The sequence below is a fragment of the Sphingomonas sp. CFBP 13733 genome, from assembly GCF_014841795.1.
GTDB lineage: Bacteria > Pseudomonadota > Alphaproteobacteria > Sphingomonadales > Sphingomonadaceae > Sphingomonas > Sphingomonas aerolata.
Genome location: NZ_JACYUP010000004.1, coordinates 516246 through 542016 on the forward strand (window position 1 = coordinate 516246; position 25771 = coordinate 542016).

Genomic DNA, 25771 nt, shown 5'->3' on the forward strand with positions numbered 1-25771 from the left:
GGTTGATCCAGCTTATCGTCTTCCTGCCGTTACTGGCCGCGATCGTTGCCGGGTTCGGCAATCGCGCGATCGGCAACGTGCCGGCGAAAATCGTCACCACGGCCGCGTTGTTCGCGTCGTGCCTGTTGTCCTGGCCGATCTTCCTCGGCTTCATGGCGGGCACCAGCAGCGCGACCGTCGAGCCGTTGCTCAACTTCATCCAGTCGGGCGACATGAACGTCGCGTGGTCGCTGCGCGTCGATGCGCTGACCGCGGTGATGCTCGTCGTCGTCACGTCAGTGTCGGCTCTCGTCCATCTGTATAGCTGGGGCTATATGGACGAGGATCCCGACCAGCCGCGCTTCTTTGCGTATCTGTCGCTGTTCACTTTCGCGATGCTGATGCTCGTGACCGCGAACAACCTTGTTCAGATGTTCTTCGGCTGGGAAGGCGTGGGCCTCGCGTCCTACCTCCTGATCGGATTCTGGTTCCGCAAGCCCTCGGCCAGCGCCGCGGCGATCAAGGCGTTCGTCGTCAACCGCGTCGGCGATCTTGGCTTCATGCTCGGCATATTCGGCACGTTCCTGGTATTCGGCACGGTCTCGATCCCCGAGATCCTGGCGGCTGCGCCCGGCATGGCCGGTTCAACGATCGGCTTCCTCGGCTACCGCTTCGATACGATGACGGTGCTCTGCCTGCTGCTGTTCGTCGGCGCGATGGGCAAGTCGGCACAGCTCGGCCTGCACACCTGGCTGCCGGACGCGATGGAAGGCCCGACCCCGGTGTCGGCGCTGATCCACGCGGCGACGATGGTTACCGCAGGCGTGTTCATGGTGTGCCGCCTGTCGCCGATGTTCGAGATGAGCCCGGTCGCGCTGACCGTGGTCACCTCGGTCGGAGCCGCGACCTGCCTGTTCGCCGCCACTTGCGGCCTCGTCCAGACCGACATCAAGCGCGTCATCGCCTATTCGACCTGTTCGCAGCTCGGCTACATGTTCTTCGCAGCAGGCGTCGGCGCGTACGGCGCGGCGATGTTCCACCTGTTCACACATGCCTTCTTCAAGGCGCTGCTGTTCCTTGGTGCCGGCTCGGTGATCCATGCGATGCACCACGAGCAGGACATGCGCTATTATGGCGGCCTGCGTAAGAAGATCCCGGTGACGTTCTGGGGCATGATGGCGGGTACGCTCGCGATCACCGGCGTCGGCATCCCCGGCATCTTCGGCAACACCGCATTCGGGTTCGCCGGCTTCCATTCGAAGGATGCGATCATCGAGGCGAGCTGGGCCGCGGGTCAGCCGGGCGTGTGGTTCGTCGGTGTGCTCGTCGCGCTGCTCACCAGCTTCTATTCGTGGCGCGTGATGTTCCTCACCTTCTGGGGCAAGCCGCGCTGGGCCGCATCGGAGCACATCCAGCATGCGCTCCACGATGCGCACGGTCACGACGACCATGCGCACGACGCGCACCATGCGGACGATCACCATGCGAACCCGGCCAAGGCCGAGGATGCGGGCCATGCGCCGCACGATCATCACGATGCCGTGCATGCGCCGGCGGAAGGCGATGGCGGGTATCACCCGCATGAGAGCCCGCTGCCGATGCTGATCCCGCTCATCGTTCTGTCGATCGGTGCGGTGCTCGCAGGTTTCGTCTTCCACGGTTACTTTATCGAGCCGAGCGCAGGCGAAGAGTTCTGGAAGGGCGCACTCGCGTTCCGCGAACATCTGATGCACGAGATGCACGGCGTGCCGCTCATCATCAAGCTGTCGGCGACGATCGCGATGCTGCTCGGCCTTCTGACCGCCTGGTACGCCTATATTAAGAACCCGTCCTTCCCGGGCAAGGTGATAGAACAGTTCGGCGTGCTCTACGACTTCCTGCTGCATAAGTGGTATTTCGACGAGCTGTACGACCTGATCTTCGTCCGCCCCGCCTTCGCGATCGGCCGCTTCCTGTGGCACCGCGGTGACGAGAAGACGATCAACCGGTTCGGCCCCGACGGGTCGGCCTGGCTGGTCCAGGTCGGCGCGCGCGTCGCCGGCCGCTTCCAGACGGGATATCTATACACCTATGCCTTCGTCATGCTGATCGGCCTGACAGCCGCCGTAACCTGGGCGATCGGACTCTATTAATGACCGGCTTTCCTATCCTCTCCGTCCTGATCGCGGTCCCGATGATCGCGGCCATCGCTTGCCTGTTCGTCTCGGCGAACACGGCCCGGATGCTCGCGCTGGCGGCAACGCTGATCGATTTCGTGCTCGGCATCATGCTGTGGATGAACTTCGACATCGGCGGCGCGCAGTGGCAGTTCGTCGAGCATGCACCCGGCATCTTCGGTCCGTTCGGATGGTCGCTCGGCATCGACGGCTTCGCGCTGATGCTGATCATGCTCAGCGTGTTCCTGATGCCGATCTGCATCGGCGCCAGCTGGCGCTCGATCACGACCCGCGTGCCGGAATATATGGCGGCGTTCCTGTTCACCGAAGTGCTGATGATCGGCACGTTCGCGGCGCAGGACCTGTTCCTGTTCTACGTGTTCTTCGAAGCCGGCCTGATCCCGATGTACCTGATCATCGGTATCTGGGGCGGGGCGAACCGGATCTACGCGTCGTACAAGTTCTTCCTGTACACGCTGCTCGGCTCGGTCCTGATGTTCATCGCGATGCTGTACATGGCGAAGACCGCGGGCACGACGAGCATCCCGGCGCTGCTCAACTACGACTTCCCGGCGCATGTGCAGACCTGGCTGTGGCTGGCGTTCTTCGCGTCGTTCGCGGTCAAGATGCCGATGTGGCCGGTCCACACCTGGTTGCCCGACGCGCACGTGCAAGCGCCGACCGCAGGGTCGGTGATCCTGGCGGGCGTGCTGCTCAAGCTCGGCGGATACGGCTTCCTGCGCTTCCTGTTGCCGATGTTCCCCGAAGCCTCGGGCCAGCTCACCTGGCTGATCTTCGGCCTGTCGGCGGTCGCGGTGATCTACACGTCGCTTGTCGCGCTCGTGCAGTCGGACATGAAGAAGCTGATCGCCTATTCGTCGGTCGCGCATATGGCGATCGTCACGATCGGTCTGTTCGCGTTCAACCGCCAGGGTATCGAAGGCGCGATGATCATGATGCTGAGCCACGGGCTGGTATCGGGTGCATTGTTCCTGTGCGTCGGCGTGATCTACGACCAGCTCCATACCCGCGAAATCTCGCGCTATGGCGGCCTGGCGATCAACATGCCGCGCTATGCGATCTTCTTCCTGTTCTTCACCATGGCGTCGATCGGCCTGCCGGGCACCAGCGGCTTCGTCGCCGAGTTCCTGTCGCTGATGGGCACCTATCAGGTCTCGACCTGGACGGCGCTGCTCTGCACGACCAGCATCATCCTGGGTGCGGCGTACATGCTGTATCTGTATCGTCGCGTGGTCTTTGGCGAGATCAAGTCGGACGACGTTCGCGGCATGGTCGACCTGTCGGCGCGCGAATTCTGGTTGCTCGCGCCGATCGCAGCCGTCGTGCTGTGGATGGGCGTCTATCCCGAAAGCTTCCTCGCGCCGATGCGCAAGGATGTCAGCGTCTTGCTCGCGCGCGTCGACCGCGCCAAGCCGGCCAGCGATTCGAACCCAACTGCGGGGAAGCCCGCCACCGTGCATGAAGCCGCGCACGGGGAGGCACACTGATGGAATACGCCGCTAACATCGCAATGACGCTGCCCGAGCTGGTGCTGGCACTGGGCGCGATCGCGCTGATGCTCGTCTCGGCCTGGGGCGGGGATACGTCGACGCGCGCCGTGTCGATCGCCTCCGTGTTCGTCCTGGTCGGCGCCGGGATCGCGCTGGTCGGTCCGGCATCGTCGGGCGGCTACGCCTTCGACGGCCTGTACCGTGCCGATGCGTTCGGTGCCTTTGCCAAGGTGCTGATCTACATCGCCTCCGCGGTCGCGATCATGATGGCGCCGAGCTTCTTCGCGCGGTCACAGGGCGAGGATCTTCGTCCCGAATATCCGGTTCTGATCCTGCTGTCGGCCTGCGGCATGGGCATCATGGTCTCGGCCAGCGACATGCTGACGCTCTATGTCGGTCTCGAGCTGCAGAGCCTTGCGGCGTATGTTCTCGCCAGCTTCATGCGGCGCGACGGGCGTTCGGCCGAGGCAGGCCTCAAATATTTCGTGCTCGGCGCGCTCGCCAGCGGCATCCTGTTGTACGGCATCTCGCTGGTCTACGGTTTCAGCGGCACGACTTTGTTCTCGGGCATCGCTGACGCCTATGCCGGGACCAAGTCGCTTGGCTTGCTGTTCGGTCTGGTGTTCGTCTTCGCAGGGCTTGCATTCAAGATCAGCGCGGTGCCGTTCCACATGTGGACGCCCGACGTCTATGAGGGCGCACCGACGCCCGTCACCGCCTTCTTCGCCTCGGCTCCCAAGGTCGCGGCAATGGCGATGGCGGTACGCGTCGCGATCGAGGCAATGGGGCCGGCGACGGACCAGTGGCGCCAGATCGTGATCTTCGCGGCGCTCGCCTCGATCATCCTCGGCGCGGTCGCCGCAATCGGCCAGACCAACGTCAAGCGCCTGCTGGCCTATTCGTCGATCAACAATGTCGGCTTCGCACTGATCGGTCTCGCTGCAGGGACGCCGGAAGGTGTGTCGGGCGTGCTGATGTATCTGACGATCTATGTCGCGATGACCTTGGGCTCGTTCCTGGTCGTGCTGCAGATGCGCGGCGACGACGGGCAGCCGGTCGAGACGATTGCGAGCCTTGCGGGCATGTCGCGGACGCGGCCGGGGCTCGCTGCAGCACTCGCAATCTTCATGTTCAGCCTTGCCGGCATCCCGCCGCTGTTCGGCTTCTATGCGAAGTTCGCGGTGTTCAGTGCGGCCGTCGATGCAGGCCTCTTCCCGCTCGCCGTGGTCGGCATCGCGGCATCGGTGATCGGCGCCTATTATTACCTGCGTGTCGTCAAGACGATGTATTTCGACGATCCGGCACCCGCCTTTGCGCCGATGGACAACAAGGCTGAGGGCGGGTTGATCGCGCTGGCGGCGGTGTTCGTCTCGCCGGCCGGCTATCTGCTCATCCCCGTGCTCGGCGCATGGACGATGGCGGCAGCGCGGGCGTTGTTCTGAGCATCATCCGTACCGTTGCGGAGACAGGATCGACCAATGCCGACCTGCTGGCGCTGGCCCGCACCGGCGCCGATGACGGCCTCTGGCTGAGGGCGGTCCGGCAGACTGCGGGACGCGGCCGGCAGGGGCGGGAATGGTCATCGCCTGACGGTAATCTCTATGCGAGCACGCTCGTGCGGTTGCGTCCGGGCGATCCGCCCGCCGCCAGCCTCGCGCTGGTCGCGGCGGTAGCGTTGTATGAGGCCGTGTCGACCTTCCTAGTCGCCGGTATCCAACAGGGATCCACGGACTCGAGCGCGACGCTGCTGCTCAAATGGCCGAACGACCTGCTGCTCGCCGATGCCAAGCTTTCCGGTATCCTACTTGAGCGCGCGGACGATGCGGTCGTCGTTGGTTTCGGCGTCAACATTGCGCACCATCCCGAGCTGGCCGATCGCAAGACGACCGATCTCACGGTGCATGGCGTCGTCATTGAGCCCGCGTCGTTCCTCGACATCCTTGCCGACGGGTTTGCGCGCTGGGTCGCGCGTTGGCGGACGGAGGGGCTGGCGCCGGTCCGCGCGCGCTGGGTCGATTGCGCGCATCGGGCGGGCACCGCGCTGACCGCGCGGCTGGCGGACGGCGACGCGGTCGAGGGACTGTTCGTGGGGCTCGATAGCGATGGCGCGTTGATCCTGCGCACCGCGTCGGGCGAGCGCCGTGTCATCCACGCCGCCGACATATTCCTGCTGTGATGCGGCGCGTCATCGCCATCGCCGCGGGTCTCGACTATGCACTATCCGCACGGAAAGGTTGAAGGTCCCCGCATGCTGCTCGCCATCGATGCCGGCAATACCAATGTCGTGTTCGCGCTCGTCGAGAAGGGCGTCATCGTCGCGCGTTGGCGGATCGCGACCGATCCGCGTCGCACGGCGGACGAATATGCGGTGTGGCTGAGCCAGCTGATGCAGCTCGGTGGGCATGACCGGGGCGCGGTCGAGGGCGTGATCATCGCGACGGTGGTGCCGCGCGCGCTGCACAATCTGCAGGTCCTCGCGTCGAAATATTTCGCGACCGAGGCGCTGATCGCCGGCCGCGCGCCGGTCGAATGGGGGATCGCGATCGATGTCGACGAGCCCGCCTCGCTGGGCGCTGATCGTGCGGTCAACACGATCGCCGCGCACGCGCTGCACGACGGCGACCTGATCGTCATCGATTTCGGCACGGCGACGACGTTCGACCTCGTCGACTATCGCGGCGCGTACAAGGGCGGCATCATCGCGCCGGGGATCAACCTGTCGCTCGACGCGCTGGTCACTGCCGCGGCCAAATTGCCGCGGATCGCGATTGAGGCACCCGGCGATACCAGCGTGATCGGGCTGAACACGGTCTCGCAGATGCACATCGGCATCTATTGGGGCTATGTCGCGATGATCGAGGGGCTGGTGGCGCGAATGAAGGCCGAGGTCGGACGCCCGGTCAAGGTCATCGCGACCGGCGGACTTGCTACCCTCTTCGAAAAACAGACCGACGTGTTCGACGTCATCGAGGCCGACCTGACGATCCAGGGGCTGGCGATGATGTGGGACCGTCACCATATCTAGGGCCATTGGGCTCGCGCCAACCGGCCTGCGGGCCACATTCCCCTGTAATCCTGAAAGTAATCAATGACTCCGAAGAACGAACTCCTTTTCTGTGGCCTTGGCGGCTCCGGCGAAATCGGCATGAACGTCAACCTGTATGGCTGCCAGGGCAAATGGGTGATGGTCGATCTCGGTATCACCTTTGCCGATCCGCAATATCCCGGCGTCGACGTCATCCTCCCCGACCTGTCCTTCATCGAGGAGCGGATCGACGATCTGCTCGGCATCGTGATCACGCACGGCCATGAAGACCATATCGGATCGCTGCCCTATCTCGCCGAAGACCTTGGCGTGCCGATCTATGCGACGCCGTTCACGATGGGCCTGGTCCGCGGCAAGCTCGAGGAAGAGGGGATCGCCAACCGCGTGAAGCTCAAGATGATCCCGATGGGCGGCAACTTCCAGCTCGGGCCGTTCGGCTTCACCTTCGTCGAAATGTCGCATTCGATTCCCGAGGCGAACGCGCTGCTGATCGACACGCCCTATGGTCGCGTGTTCCACACCGGCGACTGGAAGCTCGACAAGAACCCGGTGATCGGCAATCCGACCAAGCCCGAAGGCTTCATGGCGATCGGCGACAAGGGCGTCGACGTCTTGGTCTGCGATTCGACCAACATCTTCAACACCACCGCGTCGGGGAGCGAGAGCACGGTCCGCAAGGGCCTGTTCGAGGAGGTCAGCAAGGCCAAGGGCCGGGTGATGATCACCAGCTTCGCGTCGAACGCCGCACGGCTCCACACGTTCGGCGAAGTGGCGAAGGAAACCGGCCGCAAGCTCTGCGTCACCGGACGCTCGCTCGACCGGATCATCAAGGTCGCGCGCGCGACGGGGTATCTGAAGGACTTCCCCGAGACGATCGATCCCGACACCGCGATGCGGCTGCCCAAGAACAAGGTGCTGATCATCGCCACCGGCGGGCAGGGCGAGGAGCGCGCCGCGCTCGCGCGGGTCGCCAATGGCAGCCACACGATCACGCTCGAGGCCGATGACACGGTGATCTTCTCGTCGAAGCAGATCCCCGGCAACGAGGTCCAGATCGGCCGCATCCAGAACACGCTGGCCGCCAAGGGCATCCGGATGGTGACTGAGCGCCAGGCGCACGTCCACGTCTCGGGCCATCCCGGCCAGCCGGAACTGGCGCAGATGTACGAGTGGCTGCGTCCCGACACGCTGATCCCGACGCATGGCGAGATGCGCCACATGATGGAGCATGCGCGCTTCGGGCTGGAGCAGGGGATTCCCCGTGCGCTGGTGCAGAGCAACGGCGACATCGTCCGGCTGGCGCCCAAGGGGCCGGTCAAGATCGGCAATGCGACGGTCGGACGTCTGGTCCTCGATGGTGACGTGATCCTGCCGGCGGACGGCACCACGCTGAACGAGCGTCGCAAGCTGGCGATCAACGGCCAGATTTCGGTCGCGGTGGCGATCGGCAAGGACGGGCGGATGCTTGGCCAGCCGCAGGTCCGCGTTCAGGGCGTGCCTGTCGAGGAAGATCGTGCCGCGTTCGTCGCGGATGCGGTCCAGGCGGTTGCCGACACCGTGCGGGGCGGCAAGCGCGATATCGACAAGATGCGCGAGCAGGTCCGGCTTGCGGTCCGCAAGGTCTCGACGCGCTGGACCGGCAAGAAGCCGATCGTCGACGTTCTGCTGATCGAAGGCTGAGCCGATGCGCTGGACCTCGGCACTCGCGATCTACGTTCTGTTCTGGGCGTTCTCGGTGTTCCTGGTCCTGCCATTCGGTGTGCGGACGACGCGTGAGGTCGGGGGCGAAACCGTCCCCGGCCAGTCCGAAAGCGCGCCGCATGATTTCCACGCCGGCCGCGTGGCCTGGCGCGTGACGATCGTCGCGACGACGCTGTTCGTGCTGTTCCAGCTGAATTACGCTTACGGCTGGATCACGCCGCAGATGTTCGACCTGTTCGACACACGCGACATGGTCCGCCGCTAGCGCGACCGGGGCGGGCGCCCCTATTAGCGGAGGCGTTCGATCGCCTGTGCGAGCGCCACGTAGAGCTTGCCCATATCCGACGAGAGCAGGGTGACGCCGAGTGGTGAGCCGTCGCGCTGTGCCAGGATCGCGCGCAACATCGATTCGAAGTCGTGGATGTAGCGGTTCACCATCTCGCGGAAGCCCGCATCGTCGTCATACAGGTTCGCGATCGACCGGGCATCGTTCGCATCGAGGATCCGCACCGCACGGCGGGTGAAGACGCCGCGATCGCCCTTAAGATAGGCGGCCCAGGCGCTGTCGGCGACTTCGGGGGCGAACGCCTTGGCGATGTCGATCGAGGCCGAATTCAGCGATTCGATGAGCAGCGATACCCGCCGCGCGAACGTGTCGCGATCGGCGGTCTCGCGGTCGTTGCGCGCCTCTTCGAGCCGGGTTTCGACGACCGCGGTCTGTTGCGCAATCGCCTCGACCTGTGCCGCCAGCCGCTCGGTCGCGCGCGTCGTCGCGTCGACCGCGGCGTCGGTCGCGTCGCCGATCGCCTGGATTTGTCGATCGACGGTGTCGCCGGTCGCGCGGCGCAGCGCAGCACTGCTGGCGAGCTCGAGCGCCTGCGCGGCGTCGGGAATGACCTGAGCGAGCGTGTGGCGCGCGGTATCCGCCGCCGCGGTCGCGGTCTCGCGGACGCGCAGCAATGCCTCGACGAGACGGGGTGCGGCCTCTTCGGAGAAACTGTTGGTGCGGTCGATCGTCTCGTCGACCATCTGGCCGAGTGCGTCCGCCTTGGCGCGTCCCGAGGCCAGCGTGTCGAGCAGGGTGTTCGACAAGCGATCGAGCACGCTACGCTGTTCGGCGATGACCCCGGCAATCGCCTCGATCGCGTCGTGCGTGCTTTCGGCCGCGGTGACGAGCGCGAGCAGTTCGGGCTTTGCCGCGACCACGATCGCCTTGCTGTCGGCAACGCGCCGGTCGAGCCGGGACAGCGCGTCGGGCAGCGTTTCGTCGATCTCGCGCGCCGCGGCGTCGAGGGCGATCAGCAGCGACTCGGTCGTGCCGATCGTCCGCCCTGCCATCGCCTCGCCCGAGCGGAGCGCCTCGGTCATCGCGTCCGCCGAGCCGCCCAGTGCGCTGATCGACGCAGCGAGCAGCTGGGTTCGTTCGACACCATGATGGTGGAGCGTCTCGATCCGCGTCTCGACCTGGTCGAGGCCTGAACCGAGCGAGCCGAGGATATCCTCCCCGGCTGTACGCTGATCCTCGAGGCGGCGCGCCACCTGGGCGATCGCCGAATCAACGCCGGCGATCCGGTCGGCAATCGCCTCGGCGCTCGCGCGCGTCGCGCCGTCGAGTGCAGCCTGATTGGCACTGACCATCGCCAGCACCGCGTCACCCTGCGCGGCGATGCCCTTGCGTGCCTCGTCGACCGCGTCGGCGGTGCGCCCGAGCAGCGCGTCGACCGCTGCGGACATCGTCTCGGTGACGGCCTCGAGCCGCACGCCGGCGGTTTCGCTGGTTGCCTCCATCCGGATGATATGCGCGGCCAGCCGCTGCGCCGCGCCGCTCGCCACCGCATCGGCCTCCCGGCCACGGGCTGCCAGCGCGCCGATCTGCGCATCAAGGGCACCGGCATGCTCGCTGGCGGAAAGGCCGGCGCGCTCGAGCTGGTCCGCCATCGCTTCGGTCTCGGCATGCGCGCGCGGCAGCGAGGCGAGCAGGACACCGAGCGACGTCTGCGTCGCGTCGGCCGCGGCAACGAGGCTGCGCGTGTGCGCGTCGGCGCGTTCGATCTCGGTCGCGAAGCCTTCGCCGATCGCGCCGAGAAACTGATGCGCGGTCTCGCCCATCGTCATCAGCGTGTCGACCTGGTCCGCCAGATGACGGCGATTGCGGTCGATCGTCTGCGCGGTCGCGGCGACCGCCTGTTCGAGCCGGGCGGATTCCGCCTGCATTGCGCGCGCCGTGACGCCGAACCGCGCCGCCTCGGCCCGGCTGGTCCGCATGCCGAGCAACCAGATGATGCCGATCAGCGCCGGCACGACGCACAGCGCTGCGAGGAGCTGGACCAGCGCGACCGGCCCGATCGCACCGATCTCGCCGCGGACGAGCCAGAGCATGACGGCGAGCCAGAGCAGGACCGCGGCGATCGCCGCACCCGCGAAGATCCGCCCGCGATCGGCGCCGTCGTCGTCCGCCGGCAGGATATAGTCGTCGATAAACACGGGTGCGCGTTCCTTCAGAGGCGGTGGTGGGACGTCGCCAAGGTCCGGATCCCGGGCAGGGTCCGCGCGCAGGCCGATGATGGAAGAACCCCCGTTCATGCCCGGGTTTTACCATGAAATCGGCTTTGACAAAGCGAATAGCGCAACCTCCCGTTAAGTCGGTCGCGTGTACGCCCCATCTCATGGCCTATGATCCCGGAGCAATCGACGCCGCCCTGGCAGCCGCGGTCGGGGACGATCCGCTGCTGATCGCCGACCTGCACCTCGCCTTCACCCACAGCGCGGCGGACGCGCTGGACGCTATGGTGGACGCATCCGACGCCGAGGCGTGGCGCGCCGCGGCATGGCGGCTGAAGGGGCTGGCGGCGAGCTTTGGCGCGATGCCGCTGATGACGCTGGCGCGCGCGGCGGCCGACACCCCGCCCGGCGACGACGACATGCTGCGCCGGCTGGGCGACGCGGTAAAGCAGCTTTGACCCGGATGCAGGGCGTCGATCTGCACGCGCTTCCGACGCGCGGGCTTTGCATCCGCCGTTTCGACGCCTAACAGCCGCAGATGCTTGCCGGGCTTCTCTTTGCTATTCACGATGCCGACGATCGTCCCGATCGCCTGGCTGCCACTTTGCCGTTCAGCGGCGTCACGCTGATCGAGTATCAGGCGCGGTTGCTGATAGCGGCCGGCGTGCGTCAGGTGATCGTGGTCGTCGCGCGGCTGACGCCCGAGTTGCTGGGCGCGATCAATCGCATCAACCGCCGCGGTGTCGCGGTCGATACCGTCCGGACTGCGGCGGAGGCGATGGAGAAGCTCCATCCGCTGGCGCGCGTCTTGATGCTCGGCGACGGGCTGGTCACGACCGAGAGCATCGTCGCGGCGATGGCGAACGAGGGCGGCGATGCGCTGCTCGTCGTGCCTGAGGACGATGCGGGACCCGGGTTCGAGCGCGTCGGTGGCCAGATGGCATGGGCCGGTGTCGCCCGGCTGGAGCCCGCACGGATCGCCGAAGTCGCGGGCCTGCCCAATGATTACGACCTGCAATCGACGCTGCTGCGGATCGCGGTGCAGGCGCGCGCGGTGCAGATCCTGTTGCCGACCGATGCAATTCGCAGCGGGCACGGCATCGAGCGCGAGGCGCGGACGCTGGAAGAACGCGGTCGTGCGGTGCTGGCGACGATCGTGTCGGGGCGCAGCGGCTGGTTCGACCGTTTCGTGCTCGCGCCGATCGCCAGGCTCGGCCTGCCGTTCCTGGTCGATAAGAGCGTTGCCGGCACGACCGTCGGCGCGACGTCACTGGGTATTGCCGCCGCCGGGCTCGGCGCGATGCTGTTCGGCTGGCTGGCGACCGGACTGGTGCTTGCCAGCACGGCCTGTGTCGGTCTGGCGATCGGCTCGGTGCTGAGCGGTCTGCGCGACGATGAGTCGGTCGCGACGATGCAGACGCGCGGAATCGGCGTCGTCAGCGCGCTCGCCGTTCTGCTGTTTGCCTTTCTGTGGGCGGGCTATTCGGCCGACAACAGCGCGCTTGTCATGGCGGCCGCGCTGCTTGCGATCGCGGCACTGGGGGAACGCGCGATCGTCGAGCGCGCGCGCCGCATGTGGTGGGGCAGTGCGCCGGCCTATCTGCTGATCGTCACGATCGTCGCGATCCTCGGATTTCCGCTGTTGGGCCTTGCGATCGCCGGGCTGTACGCGACGGTCACGCTGGCCGCGGCAATCGAGCATCTTCGTCTTCAGCCTTAGTACCGCCTTAACAATAAGCGGGTAGGCACGGCGCATGTCGGTTGGCTCTGAACCCTTGCCTGATCCCGCGCTGTCACGGGCGAGTGCGATCGCGCGCGCCGCGCGTGCGCGTCAGCGGGCCGACGACCGGCTGGAAACGACGATCACCGACTTTTTCCTGACCGCCGATGCGCGGCTGGAGGAACGTACGCGGTTGATGTTGGCGCATGTCCTGCGCGGGATCATCGGGGCGATCGAGGCGGATATCCGCCGCCATGCCGCCCGCGTTCTCGCCGGGCTGGGGGAGACGACGCGGGCGGAGGCGATCCTGACGCAGGGCGGCGCCTTGCTGCGGCTGACGCGGTCGGGGGTGTTGCGCGATCGCGATCTGATGAAGGACCTGATCGCACGCGTCCGGCATGACCTGATCGCCGATGCCCTTCCCGCCGCGATCGCCGGTCCCGAGGAGCCGAGCCTGTTGATCCGCCTGACGGGGGTCTCGGATACGACCGTCGCCACCGCGGCCGGCGCGCTGCTCGCAGCGGAAAGCCGGCGTCGCGCGGCCAATGAATCGGGAATGATCGCCGGAAGCGACGTGCCCGCCGACCTGCATCGCCGCCTCGTCTGGTGGGTTGCCGCGGCGGTGCGCGACGGGCTTGACGATGCCTTGAAGGACGCTGGCGAGATGGTCGCGATGCAGGGCCGCGGCCAGAGCGATCAGGCGATCACCGAAGCGGCGCTGCGCAGCCTTGCCGCGCATGATGACGCGGAGCGCCCCGAGGCCGTCGCGATCCGCCTCGCCGCGGCGATCGATGCCCGTCGCGACGAATTGCCGGCGCTGCTGGTCGAGGCGCTCGGCGACCGGCGTCTGACCCTGTTCGTCGCGGTGCTGGCGCATGCGATCGGGATCGATGCCGAACAGGTCCGGGTGATCGTACTCGATCCCGACGGAGAGCAACTGTGGCTGGCGCTGCGGGCGGCGGATCTCGACCGGGAAACGATCGCGCGGATCGGGCTGGCGCTGGCCGATGCCGATCCACGCCGTGATATCGAAAGTTTCGCCGACGCGCTCGACAGCATCGCGAGCGTCGGGGTCGACGATGCGCGCGCGGCGATCGCACCGCTGGCGATGCACCGCGAGTTTCGCGCTGCGTTGCGGGCGCTGGCCGGGGCAGACCGACGATGACGGGATATATGACAGGCGACACTGCGGTCGCACTGGCGGAAGTGGCAGGGGACGGCGTGTTGCTGTCGGCGGATCCGATCCTGCTTGCGCTCAACAGCCGCGCCGGGGGGGTGATCGGCGCGCCGATCGCGGTGCCGCAGCTCGCGATGATCGCCCGCCTGGCGCGCCGGCTGGGAATCGCGGTTTCGCGCAGCGTGGTGATCGCCGACGACGACGTCGATCTCGATCTGTGGGTCCGTGCGCAGCCCGAGGGCGATACGGTCGGCCTTGCGGTAAGTGGCTGGCGCGAACTCCAGCCGTGGCGTCCAGCGGCACCGAACCCCGGTGCAGGCGTCGATTTCCTGTCGAGTGGTGCCGACTGGCGTTGGGAAACCGACGCGGCGCTTCGCCTGACATTCGTATCGCCCGACGCAGGGCCCCGCATGGGCGTCGACCCGCTCGCGTTGCTCGGCAAGCCGCTGACGAGCCTCGTCATGCTCGACAGCGGCGATGACGGCGCGCTGCCGATCCTCGACGCGGTCGCGCGCCGTCAGCCGCTCGACGCACAGCCCGCGCGGCTGCGGGGGTCGGGCCGCGCGATCATGCTAAGCGCCGTGGTCCGCCGTGACGCGGAACGTGCCTTTGCGGGGTTCATCGGCAGCGGGCAACTGGTCGACGATCCCGCGGACGTGCCATCGCCGCCCGCCAAGCCCCGGCCGGCGGGGGCGGACCAGCTGTCGCCGACCTTCACCGCGGGGCTAGACCGCGCGTTGCGGACACCGCTGGCGCGCATCGTCGCGAACGCCGACAGTATTCATGCCCAGACCGATGGCCTGGTGCAGCCCGATTATGCCGATTATGCCGCGGATATCGCCAATGCCGGCCGCCATCTGTTGGCGCTGGTCGACGATCTGGTCGATCTTCAGGCGGTCGAGCGGCCCGACTTCGCGCTGCTTCTCGAGACGATCGATATGGCCGACATTGCGCGGCGTGCTGCCGGGCTGCTGGCGGTGCGAGCGGGCAACGCGAATGTGACGATCACCCGGCCCGCCGCTGAAGCCCGCGTCGTCGCGCGCGGCGATTTCCGTCGCGTGTTGCAGATCCTGGTCAATCTGATCGGCAACGCGGTGCGCTATTCGCAGTCGGGTGGCGCGGTGCTGGTGACGGCGCATGCGGGGAGCGATCAGGTGACCGTCGTCGTCGCGGATACCGGCAAGGGCGTGGCGCCCGCGGATCATGCGCGGATTTTCGAAAAGTTCGAGCGGGTCGACGCGTCCGAGCCGGGCGGCAACGGCCTGGGCCTCTATATCGCGCGGCGGCTGGCACGCGCGATGGGCGGCGACCTGACGATCGACAGCGCGATCGGCGAGGGGGCGCGCTTCGTGTTGTCGTTACCGACGCAGGCGACGCGCGGCCAGGATCAGTACCAGGCCTAATACCGCGAGCGCGGCGCCGCGGTCCGCCCAAGGCCGCTGATCGAGCATGAAGCTCGATCGCGGCCAATGGACATAGCCAAGCCCCTGGCCGATCCACAGGAACCCCATCAGCGCGCACAGCACGCCGATGACCATGAGGATCGGCCGCAGCTTCATCTCAGCGCGACGCCATCGGCGTATAGTCGCGCTGCGTCGGGCCGCTGTAGAGCTGGCGCGGACGGCCGATCTTCTGGTCGGGATCGGTGATCATCTCGTTCCACTGCGCAACCCAGCCGACGGTACGGGCGAGTGCGAAGAGCACCGTGAACATCGAGGTCGGGAAGCCGATCGCCGAGAGGATGACGCCCGAATAGAAGTCGACGTTCGGGAACAGCTTCTTCTCGATGAAGTAGGGATCGCTCAGCGCCAGACGCTCGAGCTCGATCGCGACGTCGAACACAGGGTCGGTGACACCCAGCTCGCCGAGTACTTCCTTGACGGTCGTCTGCATGACCGCCGCGCGCGGATCGTAGTTCTTGTAGACGCGGTGACCGAAGCCCATCAGGCGGAACGGATCGTTCTTGTCCTTCGCGCGGGCGATGAACTCGGGGATCCGGTCAACCGTGCCGATCTCGTGCAGCATGTTGAGCGCGGCTTCGTTCGCGCCGCCATGCGCGGGGCCCCACAGGCAGGCGATGCCGGCCGCGATGCACGCAAACGGGTTGGCACCCGACGAGCCGGCGAGACGGACGGTCGAGGTCGACGCGTTCTGCTCGTGATCGGCGTGGAGGATGAAGATGCGGTCCATCGCCTTTTCGACGATCGGATTCACGACGTACTTCTCGGCCGGGACGGCGAACGTCATCTTCAGGAAGTTGCCGGTGTAGCTCAGCGTGTTGTCCGGATAGACGAACGGCTGGCCGACACTGTACTTGTACGCCATCGCGGCGATCGTCGGCATCTTGGCGATCAGGCGGTGCGACGCGATGACGCGCTGTGCCGGATCATGAATGTCGGTCGAATCGTGGTAGAAGGCCGAGAGCGCGCCGACGACGCCGCACAGGATCGCCATCGGATGCGCGTCGCGACGGAAGCCACGGAAGAACTGCGCGAGCTGCTCATGCACCATCGTGTGGCGCGTGATCGTGTTCGAGAAGGTCGACAGCTCTTCTTCGCTGGGCAGTTCGCCGTTCAGCAGCAGATAGGCGACTTCCATGAAGTTCGACTGTTCGGCGAGCTCGCCGATCGTGTAGCCGCGGTGGAGCAGCGTGCCGGCATCGCCGTCGATATAGGTCAGCTTCGACTGGCACGAGGCGGTCGAAGTGAAGCCCGGATCATAGGTGAAATTGTCGGTCTGCGCGTACAGCTTGCGGATATCGATGACATCGGGGCCGACCGTACCGGACATGACCGGATAATCGAATTCCTTGCCGTCGACCTTGAGGTTTGCGGTCTCGCTCATGCTTGTATCCTTCCTCGAAATCTTATCAGTCTGCCATCCGGTCGGCGATCCGACCGAGGCTCTCGTCACGCCCGAGCAGGTCGAGCACATCGAATATTCCCGGCGACGTCTTGCGACCGGTCAGCGCGGCGCGAAGGGGTTGTGCAACCTGCCCGAGCTTTAGGCTTCGCGCTTCGGCCACGCGCCGTACCGCGCCTTCGAGCGCTTCCGTATCCCACTTGTCGAGCGCGTCAAGTTCAGCATGCGCGTTCGTCAGAATCGCACTCGCTTCACCCTGCAAAAGGCTCGCTGCGGCGTCATCCATCGCCAAAGGTCGCTGGCTGAACAGGAAATTCGAACCTTCGGCGAGTTCGTTCAGGTTCGCTGCACGTGGCTTCAGGACCGGCATGGCGCGAGTCAGAAGGTCGAGTCCGCCATCGGGCAGGGCATGGCCGAGCCGATCGGCGGCGAGCTGGGCCAGACGCGCATCATCGGCCTCGCGAATATAGTGGCCGTTCAGATTCTCGAGCTTCTTCAGGTCGAAGCGCGAGGGCGACTTGCCGACGCCCGACAGGTCGAACCACTCGACCGCCTGTTCGCGGCTGATGATCTCGTCGTCACCGTGCCCCCAGCCGAGCCGCAGCAGGTAATTGTCGAACGCCTCGGGCAGGATGCCCATCTCGTCGCGATAGGCCTCGATGCCGACCGCGCCGTGCCGCTTGGACAGCTTGGCACCATCGGGGCCGTGGATCAGCGGGATGTGCGCATAGATCGGATCGGGCCAGCCGCCCTCGATCGCGTCCATCGCGCGGTAGATCGGCAGCTGGCGGAACGCGTTGTTGAGGTGATCGTCACCGCGGATGACGTGGGTAACACCCATGTCGTGATCGTCGACGACGACCGCGAGCATATAGGTCGGCGTGCCATCGGAGCGGAGGAGGACGAGATCGTCGATTTCCTCGTTGCGGACCGTCGCCGATCCCTGGACGCGATCCTCGATCGTGACCGCACCCTCCTGCGGCGCGCGCAGGCGGACGACATGGGGAAGATCGGGGGCCTCGCTCGCTGGACGATCGCGCCACGGGCTGCGAATGCGAAGCGGCTTCTTGGCCGCCTGCGCCTCGGCGCGCATCGCCGCGATCTCGTCATTGGTCATGTAGCAGCGATAGGCGTGACCGGCCTCGACCATCTGGTGCGCGACGCGGGCGTGGCGATCGGCGCCGGCGAACTGCATGACGACGTCGCCGTCCCAGTCGATCCCCAGCCAGCGCATGCCGTCGATGATCGCGTCGATCGCCGGCTGGGTCGACCGCACGCGGTCGGTATCCTCGATACGCAGCAGGAATTTGCCGCCGTTCGCCTTGGCGAACAGCCAGTTGAACAACGCAGTGCGCGCGCCGCCAAGATGCAGGAACCCCGTCGGCGACGGAGCGAAACGAGTAACCACGGGTGCGGCCGAAACGACGGCATCCGTATCAGATATTGCGCCCAACCGCGGGTGCTCCCAGACTGTAGAAACGATGGCCGGATCAGCCGTGGCCGCCTCTAGCATGCGTCCCCGGCGGCGACAAATGGGCGTGCCGCCCTGGATGGCGGAGCCGGGCCGGGCGATCGAACGCTGGCTGGAGGCGGAGCGCGACCAGCTCATAACATGGCTGCCGGTCGGGCTTGGCGGCGGCATCGCACTGTGGTTCGTGCTGCCCGATCCCGTGGCATGGGGCACCGCGATCCTTTTGCTGGCTGCCGGCGGTTTGGCCGGACTTGCGGCGGGGCGCGGCGGGCGCGCGGCGCGAATGCTCGCGATCGGCGCGATTGCGGCGACGCTCGGCATCGGGCTGATCTGGGTGCGATCGGACCGCGTGGCGGCACCGGTGCTCGCGGGGCCGACATTCGTGCAGCTGTCGGCGCGGGTCGAGACGATCGAACCGCTCGTCGCGCGCCGGCTTGTGCGGTTGACGGTGCGGCCGGTCGGGCCGGGGCAGGACGCCGATGGCGCGCCGGTTGCGTTGCCCGGCCGCGTCCGCATCAACCTGGCAGAGGCGGATGCGCCGGCGACGCTGGGGATCGGCGCGACGATAAGGCTGCGCGCGCGACTCATGCCGCCGCCCTTGCCCGCGGTGCCCGGCGCCTATGACTTTGCGCGCGTCGCCTGGTTCGGCGCGATCGGCGCGACGGGGCGGGGCTTTTCGCCTGTGGTGGTAGCAGAGCCGGGCCGCGGTGGCGCGGGGGTCCGGGTGGCGTTGTCGCGGCACATCGTCGCGCAACTCGACGGGAGCGCGGGCGGGATCGCCGCAGCGCTGGCGACCGGCGACGTCGGCGCGATCAGCGACGCGGATGCGGAGGCGATGCGGCGCGCCGGGCTGGCGCATCTCCTGTCGGTGAGCGGCCTCCACATCACCGCCGCGGTCGCGGCGACGATGCTGATCGTGCTGCGGCTGCTCGCGCTCAGCCCGTGGCTCGCCCTCCACACGCGACTGCCGTTGATCGCCGCGCTTGCCGGTGCGGCGGCGGCGATCGGCTACACCGTGCTGACGGGCAGCCAGGTGCCGACAATCCGCTCGTGCGTCGCGGCGTTGCTGGTGCTGGTCGCGCTGGCGATGGGGCGCGAGGCGATGACGTTGCGGCTGGTCGCGACGGGGGCGATCGCGGTGATGCTCGCGCTGCCCGAATCGCTCGCCGGGCCGAGCTTCCAATTGTCGTTCGCCGCAATCACCGCGATCATCGCGTTGCACGAGCATCCCGTCGTCCGTGCCACGTTCGCGCCGCATGACGAGGGCCGCGGCAGGCGCCTCTTGCGCGGCGCCGCGTCGCTGCTGCTGACCGGGCTCGTCGTCGAGGCGGCGCTGATGCCGATCGCAGTCTATCATTTCCACAAGGCCGGGCTGTACGGCGCGGTCGCCAATATCGTCGCGATCCCGCTGACCACGTTTGTCGTGATGCCGTTCGAGGCGCTGGCGCTGCTGCTCGACACGATCGGGATTGGCGCGCCCGCCTGGTGGCTGGTCCAGCATGCGCTCGACGCGCTGCTGTGGCTCGCGCGCGGCGTGGCGCATGCACCGGGCGCGGTCCGCGCGCTGCCGGCGGTTCCCGATGGGGCGTTTGCGCTGATGGTCGGCGGCGGGGTGTGGATCGCGCTGTGGCGGACGCGGTGGCGACGGATCGGAATGCTGCCCTTGGCGATTGGCGCGATCTGGGCGCTGACGACGCCGTCACCCGATATACTGGTCACGGGCGATGGTCGCCATGTCGCGGTCCGGACCGCCGCCGGGCTCGCGCTGCTTCGCGATCGGGCGGGGGATTATGTCCGCGATACACTGGCGGAGAATGGCGGGGTCGATGGTGAGCCGCTGCTGCTCGCGGATCAGCCCGACGCGCGGTGCAGCCGCGACCTGTGCCTGACCGATGTCGTCGCCCACGGCCGGGCTTGGCGCGTGCTGGCCACGCGCAGCGTTTACCGGGTGCCGATCGCGGAGATGGTTGCCGCCTGCCGGCGCGCGGACATCGTCATCAGCGAGCGCGGGCTGCCGCGCGGTTGTACGCCGCGATGGCTGAAGCTCGACCGGTCGATGCTCGCGCGGACCGGGGGGATCGCGTTGACGTTGACCACGGGGCGGATGGTGACGGTGCTCAATCCGGGGGACCGGCACCCGTGGCGCGATCCACCGACGCTGGCGCGGCCAATGCGACGGTTCGGGGCGGCGGGCGATCAGCATGGGCTGGCCGGGGGGGCGGCGTCGGTCCGGTTTCGAGTGCCGGCTCGGGGGTGGTCAGAGCGATAGGTCGCGACTGGGTATGTCGGGTCATGATCCTGCGAAGGTGGGGCCTCCGATTGGGAGGGCCGCAATTCCGAAACGCGGACGATGGTGCCTGGGGCCGTTGGTCACGAACGCCACTGCCGGTTGCGTGGCGGTGATGACCGCCAGCGCCACCCGGCATTCGTCAGTCGTAGCGGCGCAGGATACCCGACAGCTTGCCCTGAACCCGGACCTGTGCGGGCGCATAACGCTGCGGGTCATAGGCGCGGTTGGCCGGGTCGAGCCGGACCATTGCGCCTTCGCGGCGGAAATATTTCAGCGTCGCTTCGCTGTCCTCGATCAGCGCGACCACGATTTCGCCGTCGCGGGCGATCTCGGTACGGCGGATCAGCGCATAATCGCCGTCGAGGATGCCGGCTTCGACCATCGAGTCCCCCGAAACCTCCAGCGCATAATGCTCGCCGGTGCCGAGCAATGCGGCCGGAACGGCCAGCATCGAACTGCCTTCAAAGGCTTCGATCGGGACGCCGGCGGCGATCCGGCCGTGCAGCGGGATCTCGACGACGTCGTTCGCCGCGATGCGGGCGGGCGACGCGGGCGTGGCGCTGGCCGTGTCCGGCGCAGATACGGTGCCGGCCGATGCCGCAGCCGCCTTCGGCCCCGACTTCGCCGCAGTCTGTGCGATTGCAGCCTCGGGACGCTCGGGCATTCGCAGCACTTCGAGCGCGCGCGCCCGGTTGGGCAGGCGCCGGATGAAGTTGCGCTCTTCAAGCGCGCTGATCAGACGGTGCACGCCCGATTTCGATTTCAGGTCGAGCGCGTCCTTCATCTCCTCGAACGAGGGCGACACGCCCGTCTCGGCGAGGCGGTCATTGATGAAGCAGACAAGCTCGTGCTGCTTGCGCGTGAGCATAACGGTTCTCCGTCCGGAACAGACGAGGAACTTCTATGGAACACTTGCAGCTTCGTCAAGCGGTGACGTCACGCGATGACGAGGATTTCCGCCGAGTCGCCCGCCCTCGCCGCCGGCGCGTCGCCATCGCGGATGATCAGGCAGGACGAGCGGGCGAGCGTCAGCAGCATCGAGCTGTCCTGGATGGTCGAGGCATAGGCGCGGCCGTCGCGCAGTTCGGCGCGCATATAGTCGGTCCGCGACTGGTTGGGCGGAAGATCCTCGCCGAGCAGCGCGTGCGTCGTCTGCGGCAGGGGATCGCGCGCGCCGAGCATGTGCGCGACGACGGGGCGGACGAAGAGGATGGCGGTGACGAAGGCGGAGACGGGATTGCCAGGTAGGCCGAGCAGCATCGTCCGCCCGAGCGCGCCCGCCATCATCGGCTTGCCCGGGCGCAGCGCGATCCGCCAGAAGTCGATTGCCCCGCCAGCCGCCTCGATCGCGGGGCGGACGAGGTCGTGATCGCCGACCGACGCGCCCCCCGTGGTCACCAGTAGATCGGCATCGACCCCGGCAAAGGCGTCACGCAGCGTGTCGAGCCTATCAGGCAATATCCCCAGATCGACGATGTCGACGGGCAGATCGGCAAGCATCGCGGCGAGCATGATGCCGTTCGATTCCGGCAGCGGGACGGGATCGTTCGTCGAGCCGGGCGGGACGAGTTCGTCGCCCGTCGCGGCGACCGCGACGCGCAGCCGGCGGCCGACCGACAGCGCGCCGTGCCCGCCGGTCGCAGCGACCGCGATGCGCGCGGGCGTCAGCCGATCGCCGGCCGCGATCAGCCGCGTGCCGATCGCGAAGTCGAGCCCCTTGCGGCGTGTGTTGCGGCCTTCAAAGGCGGGGCCTTCGCCGTCGAGCATCAGCCGGTCGCCGTCGCGCGCGGCCTCTTCCTGAACAAGGACGGTATCAGCGCCGGGCGGCATCGCCGCGCCGGTGAAGATGCGCGTCGCCTCGCCCGGGGCGAGCGTGCCGGCGAAGGGGCGGCCGGCCGCGCTCTCGCCGATGACGGTCCAGGGGCCGGGCAGATCGGCGTAGCGGATCGCATAGCCGTCCATCGCCGAAAGGTCGGTCGCAGGCTGGGTGCGGCGGGCGAGAATGTCCTCCGCCGCCCAGCGACCCATCGCGGAGCGCAGCGGCACGGTTTCGGCCGGCACGCGCGATGCCATGGCGAAGAGGCGGGACTGGGCTTCGGCGACGGGGACGAGAGGGCGCATGCGGGCTCCGTTCAGCGGGGCGATGAAGGTCTGCGCTGCTCGCACGAATGCCGCGGGGCGGAAAGCGGGCAACGCCGCGACCGGCAGGACACCGGTCGGTTATGCGATCAACGTACGAGGTAAGGCAGACGTTGCGGTGAGATGGGACGACATGCCCTGCGTTGCGTCGCGCGCAAATCCTGTCGTCAGCGCAGGCAAAACGCGCTAGCCCTGTGGCGCAGGTCCGACGCAAGCCGGATCCGCACAGATCGCGTCGGTGCCCCTCGGGGCTTGAATGGGAATGCGGTGCGGGGTTTGCCCCAAGACCGCAGCTGTCCCTGCAACTGTAAGCGGCGAGCGACACGCACGCGCCCCCTGCGACGGGGGCAGCCACTGGGCCGATGGCCTGGGAAGGTGTGCGTCGAGCCTTGACCCGTGAGCCAGGAGACCTGCCGGCGTCTGGTCGCTCTTGTCCCGGTCCAGGGGGTGGCCGAGGCACGGTGAACGCCGTCTGAGCGACGACCATGCGGCGGGGGCCGCATCGGCGACGCATGCCGGCCGCTCAGGGCGTCCGGTCGGCGCGCGTCCCGGTCGTTCGCGGCAGGCCCCCGTCCTCGTCGGACGCCGGGGATGTGCCAATGACCAAGATCATGACCGGGCGGACCGCCGGTCGTTCGACGCGACACCGGATCGGCTGGATGTTCGCGATGCTGGTGGCGGCCAATATCGCCGCCTGGGGATGGGCGTTCGCGCTGTTCCAGGCGCAGCCGCTGATGCTGGGCACCGCGATGCTCGCCTGGGGGCTGGGGCTGCGGCATGCGGTCGACGCGGATCATATCGCGGCGATCGACAATGTGACGCGCAAGCTGATGCAGGACGGGCAACGGCCGATCGGGGTCGGCTTCTGGTTCGCGGTCGGTCATTCGGCGATCGTCCTGATCGCCGCGGTCGGAATCGCGCTGACCGCGAGCGCGCTGGCGCAGTTCGAGGCGTTCAAGCAGGCGGGCGGGGTGATCGCGACGCTGGTCTCCGCGCTGTTCCTGTTCACGATCGCGGCGATGAACCTGATCATCCTGCGATCGGTGTGGCGGACCTTCGGCCATGTCCGCGGCGGCGGGCGTTATGTCGAGGAGGATCTCGACCTGCTGCTCGGCAATCGCGGGCTGCTCGCGCGGCTGTTCCGGCCGATGTTCCGGCTGGTCACGCGCAGCTGGCACATGGCGCCGCTCGGCTTCCTGTTCGGGCTGGGGTTCGACACCGCGACCGAAGTCGCGATTCTCGGCCTGTCGGCGAGCCAGGCAGCGGACGGGCTGTCGATCGGCACGGTGCTGGTGCTGCCGGTGCTGTTCGCGACGGGCATGGCGCTGGTCGACAGTGCCGACGGGGTGGTGATGCTCGGCGCGTATGAATGGGCGTTCGTGAAGCCGATCCGCAAGCTCTATTACAACATCACGATCACGCTGATCTCGGCGATCGTCGCGATCGCGATCGGCGGAATCGAGACGCTCGCGCTGCTGGCATCGAAGCTGGGCCTGAGCGGGGGCGTGTGGGACGTCGCTTCGGCGCTGGGTGAGAATTTCAACGGGCTGGGCTTTGCGATCATCGCGCTGTTCGTGGCGTGCTGGGTGCTGAGTTTCGCGATCTACCGGTGGAAGCGGTTCGACGAGATCGAGGTGGTGCGGGGGTAACGAGCAGCGTCGTCATCCCGGGCTCGACCCGGGACCCAGGGCCAGGCAGCGCATTACGCGTAGCTCTGGGTCCTGACTTTCGTCAGGATGACGGAGGTCAGGTGCATTGGCACAGTCGCCAAACTCCTCTAAACCCAACCCCGAGGTTTGGTTCTACCGAACCTCAACAGATCGCGCCGGTGCCCTTCGGGGCTTGAATGGGAATGCGGTGCGGGAGCTTTGCCTCCCAATGCCGCGGCTGTCCCTGCAACTGTAAGCGGTGAGCGAGACGCACAGGCCCCCGATGCGGGGGCAGCCACTGGGTCACGAGACCTGGGAAGGCGTGCATCGAGCTTCGACCCGCGAGCCAGGAGACCTGCCAGCGTCATGGTCGCTCTTGCCTTGATCCAGGGGATGGTCGCGGCACGGTACTCCGTCTGAGCGACGAACGCGTGCGGCCGTCAGGTCGTGCGCGCGTGTGGCTGCGGGCGTGCGTCCGTCCGTGGCTGTCGTTCCGACGCCCGGAGAGTATCGCATGACCGACCCCCAGCCGACCCTGGCCAAGATTCCCGTTACCATCGTCACCGGGTTTCTCGGCGCGGGCAAGACCACGCTGATCAGCCACCTAATCCGCAACGCCGGGGGCCGGCGGCTCGCGGTGATCGTCAACGAATTCGGCACGCTCGGCATCGACGGCGATATCTTGAAGGGGTGCGCAATCCCCGATTGCCCGGCCGAGAATGTCGTCGAGCTCGCCAATGGCTGTATCTGCTGCACCGTCGCGGACGATTTCATCCCGACCGTCGAGACGTTGCTCGCGCTCGACCCGCGGCCCGACCATATCCTGATCGAGACGTCGGGGCTCGCCCTGCCCAAGCCTTTGCTCAAGGCGTTTGACTGGCCCGCGATCCGGTCGCGGATCACGGTCGACGGGGTGATCGCGCTGGCCGATGCGGAAGCGGTCGCCGCGGGACGGTTCGCGCCCGACCTCGCCGCGATCGAGGCGCAGCGTCGCGCCGATCCGAGCGTCGATCACGAGACGCCGCTCGCCGAGGTGTTCGAGGACCAGCTTGCCTGTGCCGACCTGGTGCTGCTGACCAAGGCGGATCTGGCGGGCGAGGCGGGGGTCACCGCGGCGCGCGCGGTGATCGCGGCGGAGTCCGCGCGTGCGTTGCCAGTGATCGCGCTGACCGACGGGGTGATCGATCCGCGCGTCGTGCTGGGGCTGAACGCGGCGGCGGAGGACGATATCGCGGCGCGGCCGTCGCATCATGATGGCGCGGACGATCACGAGCATGACGATTTCGACAGCATGATCGTCGACCTCGGCGAGATCGCGGACCCGGCGGCGCTCGCCGCGCGGATCGAGACGCTGGCGCGCGACGCCGACATCCTGCGCGTGAAGGGCTATGCCGCGGTGACGGGCAAGCCGATGCGGCTGCTGGTGCAGGCGGTCGGGGCGCGGGTGCGGACGCAATATGACCGGCCATGGCGCGCCGACGAGGCGCGGCAGACGCGCCTGGTGGTGATCGCCGAGCATGACCGGATCGACCCTGCAAGGATCCGGGTCGCGCTTCAGGGCTGACGAC

General features: G+C 67.4%; 20 protein-coding genes and 2 riboswitches. Of the genes, 14 read left to right on the top strand and 6 right to left on the bottom strand.

Annotated elements, in window-relative coordinates; genetic code table 11:
- The first annotated feature begins 2 nt into the window (after window positions 1-2).
- From nuoL to IFT71_RS14975, 7 genes are all read left to right on the top strand, one after another.
- Window positions 3-2111 (top strand): NADH-quinone oxidoreductase subunit L, encoded by a 2109-nt coding sequence (gene nuoL, locus IFT71_RS14945; RefSeq protein WP_192141798.1) that lies wholly within the window; start codon window positions 3-5, stop codon window positions 2109-2111.
- Window positions 2111-3643 carry an NADH-quinone oxidoreductase subunit M gene (locus IFT71_RS14950; RefSeq protein ID WP_031393833.1) on the top strand — a complete coding sequence of 511 codons (1533 nt, stop codon included), beginning with the start codon at window positions 2111-2113 and terminating at the stop codon, window positions 3641-3643. The genes nuoL and IFT71_RS14950 overlap by 1 nt, the downstream gene beginning before the upstream one ends.
- Entirely contained in the window at window positions 3643-5088 is a 1446-nt protein-coding gene (nuoN, locus tag IFT71_RS14955) for an NADH-quinone oxidoreductase subunit NuoN (RefSeq protein ID WP_192141800.1), read from the top strand. Before IFT71_RS14950 ends, nuoN begins: the two co-directional genes overlap by 1 nt.
- The gene (locus IFT71_RS14960) at window positions 5055-5822 is read left to right on the top strand and encodes a biotin--[acetyl-CoA-carboxylase] ligase (RefSeq protein WP_192141802.1); all 768 of its coding nucleotides are present in this window, start codon (window positions 5055-5057) and stop codon (window positions 5820-5822) included. Before nuoN ends, IFT71_RS14960 begins: the two co-directional genes overlap by 34 nt.
- A 72-nt stretch (window positions 5823-5894) precedes the next feature.
- Entirely contained in the window at window positions 5895-6671 is a 777-nt protein-coding gene (locus tag IFT71_RS14965) for a type III pantothenate kinase (protein ID WP_183936328.1), read from the top strand.
- A gap of 63 nt (window positions 6672-6734) precedes the next feature.
- Window positions 6735-8372, top strand: coding sequence for a ribonuclease J (locus IFT71_RS14970; RefSeq protein WP_031393779.1), 1638 nt, complete (start codon window positions 6735-6737; stop codon window positions 8370-8372).
- Window positions 8373-8376: 4 nt separating this feature from the next.
- Window positions 8377-8658, top strand: coding sequence for a DUF1467 family protein (locus IFT71_RS14975; RefSeq protein ID WP_031393778.1), 282 nt, complete (start codon window positions 8377-8379; stop codon window positions 8656-8658).
- A 23-nt stretch (window positions 8659-8681) separates the two neighbouring features.
- Here the strand turns inward: IFT71_RS14975 and IFT71_RS14980 are convergent, their stop codons facing one another.
- Window positions 8682-10877, bottom strand: a complete 2196-nt coding sequence (locus IFT71_RS14980) for a hypothetical protein (RefSeq protein ID WP_341786112.1) — start codon at window positions 10875-10877, stop codon at window positions 8682-8684.
- A gap of 182 nt (window positions 10878-11059) precedes the next feature.
- Between IFT71_RS14980 and IFT71_RS14985 the strand changes: the two genes are divergently transcribed.
- From IFT71_RS14985 to IFT71_RS15000, 4 genes are all read left to right on the top strand, one after another.
- Window positions 11060-11353, top strand: a complete 294-nt coding sequence (locus IFT71_RS14985) for an Hpt domain-containing protein (RefSeq protein ID WP_192141804.1) — start codon at window positions 11060-11062, stop codon at window positions 11351-11353.
- An 80-nt stretch (window positions 11354-11433) separates the two neighbouring features.
- Entirely contained in the window at window positions 11434-12615 is a 1182-nt protein-coding gene (locus tag IFT71_RS14990) for a hypothetical protein (RefSeq protein ID WP_037527531.1), read from the top strand.
- A gap of 34 nt (window positions 12616-12649) precedes the next feature.
- Window positions 12650-13780, top strand: a complete 1131-nt coding sequence (locus tag IFT71_RS14995; protein WP_192141806.1) for a DUF2336 domain-containing protein — start codon at window positions 12650-12652, stop codon at window positions 13778-13780.
- 8 nt (window positions 13781-13788) lie between these two features.
- Window positions 13789-15195: a sensor histidine kinase gene (locus tag IFT71_RS15000; RefSeq protein WP_192141808.1), complete on the top strand. Its 1407-nt coding sequence runs from the start codon at window positions 13789-13791 to the stop codon at window positions 15193-15195.
- Here the strand turns inward: IFT71_RS15000 and IFT71_RS15005 are convergent.
- The 3 genes from IFT71_RS15005 to gltX are packed head-to-tail and all read right to left on the bottom strand — an operon-like array spanning window position 15151 to window position 18167.
- Entirely contained in the window at window positions 15151-15351 is a 201-nt protein-coding gene (locus IFT71_RS15005; RefSeq protein ID WP_031395754.1) for a hypothetical protein, read from the bottom strand. The two genes, IFT71_RS15000 and IFT71_RS15005, sit on opposite strands and share 45 nt — an antisense overlap.
- A 1-nt stretch (window position 15352) precedes the next feature.
- Entirely contained in the window at window positions 15353-16636 is a 1284-nt protein-coding gene (locus IFT71_RS15010; RefSeq protein ID WP_031395755.1) for a citrate synthase, read from the bottom strand.
- 25 nt (window positions 16637-16661) lie between these two features.
- Window positions 16662-18167 (bottom strand): glutamate--tRNA ligase, encoded by a 1506-nt coding sequence (gene gltX / locus IFT71_RS15015; protein ID WP_192141810.1) that lies wholly within the window; start codon window positions 18165-18167, stop codon window positions 16662-16664.
- Between the two features lie 19 nt (window positions 18168-18186).
- Here gltX and IFT71_RS15020 point away from each other — a divergent pair, with 19 nt between their 5' ends.
- Complete coding sequence (locus IFT71_RS15020; RefSeq protein WP_244654944.1) at window positions 18187-20394, top strand: ComEC/Rec2 family competence protein; 2208 nt, start codon at window positions 18187-18189, stop codon at window positions 20392-20394.
- Window positions 20395-20554: 160 nt separating this feature from the next.
- Here IFT71_RS15020 and lexA read toward each other — a convergent pair whose 3' ends face one another.
- Together lexA and IFT71_RS15030 are read right to left on the bottom strand one after the other, a co-directional pair.
- Window positions 20555-21283 carry a transcriptional repressor LexA gene (gene lexA / locus IFT71_RS15025; RefSeq protein WP_166746005.1) on the bottom strand — a complete coding sequence of 243 codons (729 nt, stop codon included), beginning with the start codon at window positions 21281-21283 and terminating at the stop codon, window positions 20555-20557.
- 68 nt (window positions 21284-21351) lie between these two features.
- Window positions 21352-22536 (bottom strand): molybdopterin molybdotransferase MoeA, encoded by a 1185-nt coding sequence (locus tag IFT71_RS15030; protein ID WP_192141812.1) that lies wholly within the window; start codon window positions 22534-22536, stop codon window positions 21352-21354.
- A gap of 237 nt (window positions 22537-22773) precedes the next feature.
- Window positions 22774-22986, top strand: a riboswitch (cobalamin riboswitch).
- Between the two features lie 179 nt (window positions 22987-23165).
- Here IFT71_RS15030 and IFT71_RS15035 point away from each other — a divergent pair.
- Both IFT71_RS15035 and cobW read left to right on the top strand, forming a co-directional pair.
- Window positions 23166-24203 (top strand): HoxN/HupN/NixA family nickel/cobalt transporter, encoded by a 1038-nt coding sequence (locus IFT71_RS15035; RefSeq protein ID WP_446740768.1) that lies wholly within the window; start codon window positions 23166-23168, stop codon window positions 24201-24203.
- Window positions 24204-24363: 160 nt separating this feature from the next.
- Window positions 24364-24580, top strand: a riboswitch (cobalamin riboswitch).
- Window positions 24581-24717: 137 nt separating this feature from the next.
- Complete coding sequence (gene cobW, locus IFT71_RS15040; protein WP_192141814.1) at window positions 24718-25767, top strand: cobalamin biosynthesis protein CobW; 1050 nt, start codon at window positions 24718-24720, stop codon at window positions 25765-25767.
- Window positions 25768-25771 lie beyond the last annotated feature (4 nt).

Excerpts from the sequence above, each read along its gene's own strand:
- IFT71_RS14960 (WP_192141802.1), top strand. The coding sequence starts at position 5,055 with ATGGACGATGGCGGCAGCGCGGGCGTTGTTCTGAGCATCATCCGTACC.
- IFT71_RS15005 (WP_031395754.1), bottom strand. The coding sequence starts at position 15,351 with ATGAAGCTGCGGCCGATCCTCATGGTCATCGGCGTGCTGTGCGCGCTG.
- IFT71_RS14995 (WP_192141806.1), top strand. The coding sequence starts at position 12,650 with ATGTCGGTTGGCTCTGAACCCTTGCCTGATCCCGCGCTGTCACGGGCG.
- lexA (WP_166746005.1), bottom strand. The coding sequence starts at position 21,283 with ATGCTCACGCGCAAGCAGCACGAGCTTGTCTGCTTCATCAATGACCGC.
- gltX (WP_192141810.1), bottom strand. The coding sequence starts at position 18,167 with ATGCTAGAGGCGGCCACGGCTGATCCGGCCATCGTTTCTACAGTCTGG.
- IFT71_RS15030 (WP_192141812.1), bottom strand. The coding sequence starts at position 22,536 with ATGCGCCCTCTCGTCCCCGTCGCCGAAGCCCAGTCCCGCCTCTTCGCC.
- IFT71_RS14950 (WP_031393833.1), top strand. The coding sequence starts at position 2,111 with ATGACCGGCTTTCCTATCCTCTCCGTCCTGATCGCGGTCCCGATGATC.
- IFT71_RS15035 (WP_446740768.1), top strand. The coding sequence starts at position 23,166 with ATGACCGGGCGGACCGCCGGTCGTTCGACGCGACACCGGATCGGCTGG.
- IFT71_RS15010 (WP_031395755.1), bottom strand. The coding sequence starts at position 16,636 with ATGAGCGAGACCGCAAACCTCAAGGTCGACGGCAAGGAATTCGATTAT.
- IFT71_RS15020 (WP_244654944.1), top strand. The coding sequence starts at position 18,187 with ATGGGCGTGCCGCCCTGGATGGCGGAGCCGGGCCGGGCGATCGAACGC.
- nuoN (WP_192141800.1), top strand. The coding sequence starts at position 3,643 with ATGGAATACGCCGCTAACATCGCAATGACGCTGCCCGAGCTGGTGCTG.
- IFT71_RS15000 (WP_192141808.1), top strand. The coding sequence starts at position 13,789 with ATGACAGGCGACACTGCGGTCGCACTGGCGGAAGTGGCAGGGGACGGC.
- IFT71_RS14965 (WP_183936328.1), top strand. The coding sequence starts at position 5,895 with ATGCTGCTCGCCATCGATGCCGGCAATACCAATGTCGTGTTCGCGCTC.
- IFT71_RS14970 (WP_031393779.1), top strand. The coding sequence starts at position 6,735 with ATGACTCCGAAGAACGAACTCCTTTTCTGTGGCCTTGGCGGCTCCGGC.
- cobW (WP_192141814.1), top strand. The coding sequence starts at position 24,718 with ATGACCGACCCCCAGCCGACCCTGGCCAAGATTCCCGTTACCATCGTC.
- IFT71_RS14990 (WP_037527531.1), top strand. The coding sequence starts at position 11,434 with ATGCTTGCCGGGCTTCTCTTTGCTATTCACGATGCCGACGATCGTCCC.
- IFT71_RS14975 (WP_031393778.1), top strand. The coding sequence starts at position 8,377 with ATGCGCTGGACCTCGGCACTCGCGATCTACGTTCTGTTCTGGGCGTTC.
- IFT71_RS14985 (WP_192141804.1), top strand. The coding sequence starts at position 11,060 with ATGGCCTATGATCCCGGAGCAATCGACGCCGCCCTGGCAGCCGCGGTC.